General features: G+C 41.6%; 1 protein-coding gene. It reads left to right on the top strand.

Annotated elements, in window-relative coordinates:
• Nucleotides 1–105 precede the first annotated feature (105 nt).
• Nucleotides 106–896, top strand: a 791-nt coding sequence (locus tag HC733_RS22415; RefSeq protein WP_190367184.1) for a hypothetical protein, incomplete at its 3' end; no start/stop codon positions are given.

Raw genomic sequence — 896 nt, forward strand, 5'->3', positions numbered from 1 at the left:
CGGCTATCAATTACTTGGGAGGTTGTATGGTGTGTAATTTCATAAAATCACGGATCATATCTAGTGTAGCCTCCATATATATTTCCCTTAATTGTGGAGGTCGTTATGCCTGAAAAAGAGATTACACCACAAACTGAAAAGGCCATAGTTGAAGGCAAAGACTTACTTGCATCTAAGCAAGACGCGCTTTTGCAACTAGGGCAAATTCAAGCATTCAACTTTATGGGTAAACTCGTCACTGTGACGGAATTGAAGTTAGCTTTGCAAATCAAGGAAACTAAAAGCTACAAGGGTTTAACGTATAAAGATGATAACGGGAAAGTCGTCACGGTGACGACTTGGGAGGAATGTTGTAAGCATATTTTACAAACGGATTGTCAAAATTTAGATCGTAGACTTGTTAACCTTCAACAATTTGGTGAAGAGTTCTTTGAAGCTGCTCAGCAAATGAAATTGGGCTATCGAGACTTACGTGCTCTGCGTCAACTCCCTGAAGAAGAGCAGCAACAAATAATAGAATCTGAAGCCGTTGAAACAGGCGATAAAGAAGCGGTTAAAGAGCTAATTGACGAGCTAAAAGCCAAACACGCCAAAGAGTCTGAGAAGTTAAAAACTGAACTCAATGCGACTGAAACACAGCTAAAAGCAAGCCGAGAGCAATCCAATAAAACTGCGATTGAACTGCAAAACGTGCGAGAGCAATTAGAGGTTAAAAAATTCTCGGTAGATAAATGGCAAGGTGATACCAAGCAGTTTTTTGAGGCGCTAACGTCAATTCATAAGCAAGTACGCGAAGGGTTTAACCAGCTAACCTTGCTTGGCGAGCAGCTTGAAACACTCACCCATTTAGACGAAAAAACCTACGAAGCGGCGCGCTCGGCACTGTATGCCGATAG

The sequence above is a fragment of the Pseudoalteromonas sp. S16_S37 genome (assembly GCF_014694405.1).
Taxonomy (GTDB): Bacteria; Pseudomonadota; Gammaproteobacteria; order Enterobacterales; family Alteromonadaceae; genus Pseudoalteromonas.